7 protein-coding genes are annotated in these 6485 nt (G+C 43.0%); 2 read left to right on the forward strand and 5 right to left on the reverse strand.

Features of this window, described 5'->3' with window-relative positions; translation table 11 throughout:
• Positions 1–78 precede the first annotated feature (78 nt).
• The 3 genes from J2Z65_RS31290 to J2Z65_RS31300 form a co-directional block, all read right to left on the reverse strand.
• The gene (locus J2Z65_RS31290; RefSeq protein WP_193580892.1) at positions 79–429 is read right to left on the reverse strand and encodes a hypothetical protein; all 351 of its coding nucleotides are present in this window, start codon (positions 427–429) and stop codon (positions 79–81) included.
• 143 nt (positions 430–572) lie between these two features.
• Positions 573–947: a hypothetical protein gene (locus J2Z65_RS31295; RefSeq protein ID WP_167057136.1), complete on the reverse strand. Its 375-nt coding sequence runs from the start codon at positions 945–947 to the stop codon at positions 573–575.
• 322 nt (positions 948–1269) lie between these two features.
• Positions 1270–2163, reverse strand: a complete 894-nt coding sequence (locus J2Z65_RS31300; RefSeq protein ID WP_240159665.1) for a LysR family transcriptional regulator — start codon at positions 2161–2163, stop codon at positions 1270–1272.
• Positions 2164–2261: 98 nt separating this feature from the next.
• Between J2Z65_RS31300 and J2Z65_RS31305 the strand changes: the two genes are divergently transcribed.
• Together J2Z65_RS31305 and J2Z65_RS31310 are read left to right on the forward strand one after the other, a co-directional pair.
• Positions 2262–3164 carry a PhzF family phenazine biosynthesis protein gene (locus J2Z65_RS31305; RefSeq protein ID WP_167057140.1) on the forward strand — a complete coding sequence of 301 codons (903 nt, stop codon included), beginning with the start codon at positions 2262–2264 and terminating at the stop codon, positions 3162–3164.
• Positions 3161–4408 (forward strand): MDR family MFS transporter, encoded by a 1248-nt coding sequence (locus tag J2Z65_RS31310; RefSeq protein ID WP_167057143.1) that lies wholly within the window; start codon positions 3161–3163, stop codon positions 4406–4408. Before J2Z65_RS31305 ends, J2Z65_RS31310 begins: the two co-directional genes overlap by 4 nt.
• A 680-nt stretch (positions 4409–5088) precedes the next feature.
• On the opposite strand, the gene J2Z65_RS31315 is transcribed toward J2Z65_RS31310, so the two are convergent.
• Both J2Z65_RS31315 and J2Z65_RS31320 read right to left on the reverse strand, forming a co-directional pair.
• Positions 5089–5952, reverse strand: a complete 864-nt coding sequence (locus J2Z65_RS31315) for an MBL fold metallo-hydrolase (RefSeq protein ID WP_167057146.1) — start codon at positions 5950–5952, stop codon at positions 5089–5091.
• Positions 5953–5990: 38 nt separating this feature from the next.
• The gene (locus J2Z65_RS31320) at positions 5991–6341 is read right to left on the reverse strand and encodes a hypothetical protein (RefSeq protein ID WP_167057149.1); all 351 of its coding nucleotides are present in this window, start codon (positions 6339–6341) and stop codon (positions 5991–5993) included.
• Positions 6342–6485 lie beyond the last annotated feature (144 nt).

Raw genomic sequence — 6485 nt, forward strand, 5'->3', positions numbered from 1 at the left:
TTGAAAAAGGTTTGCATGCAGGTGATAGACTTAATTGCGCTGTTAGCTGGAATAGCAGAACAGGCTACAGAGATAAAATCAGCGTACTTTGCCTTCGCAAACTATGACAGAGACGTTGGTTTCAGTGTTATATATTTTTTCTAGCGGATGTTGTTTCACTGTAAATCCGTATACGGTTATTTCTTTCCCGAAATACTTGTCAGGCTCTTCCTTTTGAACGCCCCATATCTGTTGATACTGCGTTGATTCCAGGTTGCTTTTATCTAAGACGTACTTTTGAACTTCGCCGTTTCGAGAAGTAACTTTATTACCGTGTAGTTCAACGTACTGCTCCGCTGTTTTTTCGTCGCCTATAACCTCTTTACCGCATCCAGTAGAAATCATGAGAACTACCCCAATGATTATTGCATATTTTATATATCTCCTCATTCATACCTCCGTCGACGTTTATTTTTTAGACGTTCCGTTCCCGTTACTTCAATGAAACAAGGGACAGTTGCCTGCCACGGCGATCTGTCCCTTGTTTTTGCACTATCGTCTCTCGTTAACTTAGTCTCTTGTTGGTTAATTAACTAATCAAGATCATACTTTGCAAATGGTAAACTCCATATTGAACCAATAAAATCCCCATCTGTTTTATTCAATATTTCTCTTTCAATGATTTGAAAAATAATTGTCTCCCCCCACTCATCCTTTGCTTTTATCCCCTTTGAAGACAAATATCTTAGTCCTTCTTCACCCCCATTAATTTCCGTTTTAATTCCACCTTTTTTGAAAATACCGAAATGGTAATCTCTATATATTAGTGATTCTGAAATCCAAAATGTCTTAACTTTAAATTTCTTTGATGCTTCAAGTGGAAACTTCTCATCAAATATAAATCGGGCGTTAATATCAAAAATTAATGTCCATGGCTCTACATAACCAACTCCAAGGGCTGATCCCATAGTAACGGATGTAATCTCTTCAAAATGAAGCCCTTCTTTCGATTTATAAAGAATGTCAAGATAAGTTTCATTTTCGACGACAGTTGGATCCGCCTTTATACAGAGTAACCCAATATTCTATGCCATTGTTATCACCTCATTAATACTTGCGTTCAGGTGAAGAATTCAACATCAGTTACCATTTACCTTTTTTTGGATATGGGCCATAACTTTCCTCCCGTTACTTCAACCGACAACGGCAGCCGATCGTGTGCCGGCTTCCGTTGTATTGTGATTGAACTATAGTTCCTCCGTTAGCTTAATACTGCCAGTCAAAAAAGCCTCAAAAACCAGCCTCCTCCAACCAGCTTTGTGTCTCTTTGATAAAGGCAGCTATAATGGGAGGAACAATTTGCTGTGAGAGAATAGCCCATCCTACTTCACGAATAATGGGGGGATTTAGTTGTTTGACCACAACATTTACTGGATTAATCGGCAATATCAAGGAGGGTACGATTGTCACTCCAATTCCTGCCTCTACCATTGAGATAATCGTCGCATTATCAGCAACTTCGAACTGAGTATTAAAACTAATTGCTTTCTCTTGAAATGCACTTATAACAAGATCCTCACATCCGGATTTCAACAACAGAAATGGTTCATGTTCCAACTGCTCGATGGAGATAACGTCTTGTTTCGCGAGTGGATGATTAGTTGGCAGGACCGCAACCAACGGGTCGCGAATTAACTGTTTGATTTCTATGCCATCACAAGGGTTGGAAAGAAACCCGAGATCAACTACCCCTGACTTGATCCATGCTTCAATCTCGGTATAACTTCCATCAAAGAGAAGCAGGTCAACGCTTGGAAATCGATTCCGAAACGCTTGAAAGATCCCTGGAATTACATTTGTTGAAAAGCTAGGAAATGAGCCGATTCGTATTGTGCTGTTTTGAATACCTTTTGCCGCTGCAGCTATTTGATTAATCTTTTCCATTTGCTTAACGATCTCACGAGCATGAATTACGATTTGTTCCCCCGTTTCAGTCAGACTAATCCCCTTACGACTACGGGAAAAAAGAAGAGCTCCTATTTCTTTTTCCAGATCAGCAATTGTGTGGCTAACACCCGATTGGCTTGCAAGCAAAAGCTCCCCTGCCTTGGTGAAGCTACCTGTCTTCACTACAGCTAGGAATACCTCTAATTGATATAAAGTCAATTTCACACCCACTTTCATGAATTATTTTTCATGTATAGCATGGTAAATATTCATTTTACGGATGATTAAAACCTCGCTATGATGGAACCAATAGAGAAAAGGAGCGAGTTATTGCGATGAAACAGATACGAATATATCATATTGATTCTTTTACCCAAAATCCGTTTGAAGGCAACCCCGCGGGTGTGATACCTGAGGCCAGTGGTTTAACTGTAACGCAAATGCAGAAAATTGCCAACGAGTTAAACTTGCCAGAATCGGCATTCTTACTGCCGCCTACCGATCCGAAAGCAGATTTTCGCGTCCGTTATTTTACACCTCTTGAAGAAATCAACTTCTGCGGTCACGCTACAGTCGGTTCCGCCTGGTTGCTTGCAAACGAGTACGGATGGGCTGAAAAAGCAGATCAGATCGTTTTCGAAACCAAAGTGGGTCTAATTCCAGTTCATTGGGATAAAAACGAAAACAAGATCAGCAAGGTGACCATGACGCAGGTTTCGCCTAAAGTGAAGCAAGTCCCGTTTGATAAGTCAGAAATTGCTCGCTTGGTAGGCATCGTTCCCGATCAATTGGACGACCGCTATCCCATCAAGCTTGCCTATACAGGTAACTGGCATTTGGTTGTTCCAGTGAAAACGCATCAGGCGATCGACACAGCCATTCCAAAATTGGATCAATTGTCGTTGTTTAATAAAAAGTATAACATCAGTACCACACATCTATTTACATTTGACGCAAAACCAGGGTTTAACCTCTACACACGAGACTTTGCACCTGCAATTGGCATCCCAGAAGATCCTGTGACCGGGGCGGCAAATGGCGCTTTGGCTGGTTATCTTGTATTGGAAGGCATAGTAAGTAATAAAGAAACTCATCGACTGACTATCGGACAAGGTGATGCAGTTGGACGGCCTGGAACACTCTTTGTTACTATCATACCGACGGAATTGGATACAATCATTAAAGTTGGAGGGTTCGCTCATGTGACGATTGAAGGCATGCTGCGATTACCGGAATGAAAACTTTGAAGTTTCATCCAGTCGCATGGGCTGTTATTATTGGAACGTTCCTCTCACGTACAGGTTTTTATATGACGATTCCCTTTTTGGCGATTTATCTAGGAAAGGTAAAAGGAATCGATCCTGCTACGATTGGAGCTATTTTGGCGGTAAGCTTATTTGTAGGAACAGGGAGTAGTTTTATTGGAGGGGCACTATCCGACCGCTTGGGGCGATACCCCGTATTGATTTCGTCGATGGCTGCATGGAGTCTTGTCTTTGTCGGGTTCGCCTTCGCTGAAAATACGAGTTTATTCTTCTTATTGAGTGCTTTGAACGGTCTCTTTCGAAGTGTATTTGAACCCACTGCCAGAGCCCTATTGGCTGATGTCACTTCGGAGGAACGTCGATCTGATGCATTCAATGCAAGATACTTTGCCATTAACATTGGTGGGTCGGTAGGGCCATTAGTTGGATTGAAGCTAGGAGCAGGAGGGCTTTCATCGCTATTACCGTTTATGGTAAGTGCCGGAATCTTTGCAGTATATGCGATTGCCTTGATCATTTTCATGCTTCTATATAAGTTGGAACCTCAGGAGACATCGGATCTGGTTTCTATGAAAAAAACAGTAAGCATCGTTTTTAAAGATAAAGTGTTCATCTATTTTCTTCTAGGAAACGTATTCGTGGCGGGGGCGTATTCCCACTTAGATTCGACATTGTCACAATTTATTGGTCATAACCGTTTGGGCGTGTATTCGTTTCTTTTCGTTATCAATACGCTTACTGTTGTGATCATTCAATATCCACTTACAAGGCTAATGAAGCGGTTCTCTTCCTTGACCTCTTTAAAAGTCGGGTGTCTGCTATTTGGATTAGGCATACTCGGATTTGGATTATTTGAGAATGTGTATATGCTAGTTTTGTTTATGGTGATATTTACGACCGGTGAAATTCTATGTTATGTAATTGGTGATGTTCTGATTGGTGAAATTGCGCCCGCACACTTGAGAGGAGCTTATTATGGCGCTGGTGGATTTATGATTATTGGACAGAGTGCAGGTACCTGGATAGGTGGTATATTGCTCAGCATATTAGGATTTGGGCAAGGTCCCATTATTTTTAGCATTCTAATGCTTTTGGCATTTATGGCATTTCCGTTCTTTCATAGAGGCCAGAAATTACGGGAAAACCAGCAAAGGGCTGCTAATACAAGAGGTGGTAGCATTGGTATGAAGGTGGAGGAAATCCACAATTTTTCTTAACGTGAGAAAACAAAGCTGTTTTTCTCTTTGGCTTCCTCATCGCTGCGGTCATGAATTTCCGCTTATTTGCATGTTTACTTAAAAAAAACAAAGAGGAGCTGCTGTGAAGCAATCCCCTCAACTTTCGTCTCCAGTTAGCTCAATGTAAGATTCAATAAGAACTGACTTCCTCTGTCAGCAATGAATAAATTTTTCTCTCCATCAAATTGAATATATTCATTTCTTAATAGGAAAGTTCTCGCGTTAATCATTCGATTTCTATATGTATATTGTCTTCCGCACTTAACCATTTCTTTCGTATCCTCCTCCGATATACAAAACAAAATCACTAAATTATTTATTAATTACATCTGTAGTGTAGAGTCCTCGATCATTTAGCATTTGAAAGAACGGAATTACGAAGTCCCGATACGGGGGGATACCAGACATTTTAGTTCCTCATTTCAATAAAATTCATACATCAGTTTCCTGGTGTAGCTTGTTGCACTAACGTTCTCCCGTTAGCGGAATGAACTAACGTAACACAGTTTAAAGGTTTGGGAATGCTTGATAAACTTCAGCGTCGGAAGAAATACGTCGAGTCCCTTGCGGCGGATCTTTCCCTGCAGCCTCAAGCACCGTATTCTTATACCGGTTGCTGTCACAATTCCTCTGAAGTATTATTGGGGTCTTCATGCCGCTCATCGCCCCCGCATCTCGTTGACCAGCTGTTGCATCGCCTTTTTCATGTCCTCCGGCGGCTGCTTCACCCGTTCCCCGTGGCCAGGAAGCACCCATTCGAAAGTTTCAACAGCAAGTCGTTCCATAGAAAGCCCCTGCTCTTCCCAGGAATACCAGCAATAATCCTCGAACGCCTCCATCGCCCCTCGGTGCCGGTCCCATGCCAAATGGTCACCCGTGAACAGGAACCGCTCCCGATACAGCAGCACCATCGAGCCACGTGTGTGGCCCGGAACGACGACGATTTTCATCTCGTTATCCCACTGCACATTCTCGAAGCCCTCGATCACATGTTCCGCGTCGGGTTGCGCCTCCCTCTCGATCGCATGGATGATGCGCTTCGCGCCGAACCGCTTCGCATACAACTTCGCATCCGCCACATCGTCCCGGTGCGTGAGGAAGATTGTATCGATGCCGCCCATTTCCTCGAACCTTCGAGCCAAGGACGGCACGAAGCGCGGCGCATCGATAAGCCAATTGCCGTTCGGCCGTATGATAAAATACGAGCTGCCGCCAAACGATTTGGGCGACGTATATCCGCAATAATGGACACCGTCCTCCAGCAGCAACGGAAAGTCGGCCATCGCCTCGGCGATGTCGCTCTTCTCCTCGCTCACTATAGCCGCTGTCGGACAAGCGAGCAAGGCTTGCAGTGCCTGCTTCTGCTCGAGTCCCGTTTCAGGCTGGTGGGCAACGGTGGAGAATCCTTTAGCTTCGGTGAATATCCTCGGCGCGAGCTGGCGGCACGTATCGCAATCAATACAGGCGGACGTGACGTACAGCGGCCCGGGCACATTCGTATCCAATCGGTGATGCGAGCTCATGCGATCAGCCTCCATTTATCTATGTCCCTCGTTAGAGCTTAATCATTTTTTGTGATTAAAGAGTATTTTTCAAATGACAGTACATCATCAATAACTTCACCATTGAAATTCTGTAAATAATAATATTGTGCAATAAGGTCTTCTTTATAAATTACGTTTAAAGTGGTTTGTATGAACTCGATAGGTGTGTCGAAACTACAATTAATAACTAAAGCAATCCGTTCTCTTGTTAATTCTATTGTTGAAATATCTTCATTTCCGAATACGTTAAAATAATCTTCTGGGTCATCTTCTTTCCACGACTTTATCCAACCCCAAAACCCATCTATAGCTTCCTCAAACGGCTTCTTCTCAACCATGAATTTCTTTAATTCAGTTGTATCCAGCAATACCACTCCTTTAAGAACAATCGTTCCTCGTTAGCCATCCATGCCCCTAACGGGGCACCACGGACAAATGAAAATTTGTTGAGTTTGGCTATAATGTTAATACGGCTGGCGAGGAAGGTCGTTCAACTATGGTGCCGAGAGCCC

The organism is Paenibacillus aceris, assembly GCF_017874035.1.
Classification (GTDB): Bacteria; Bacillota; Bacilli; order Paenibacillales; family NBRC-103111; genus Paenibacillus_E; species Paenibacillus_E aceris.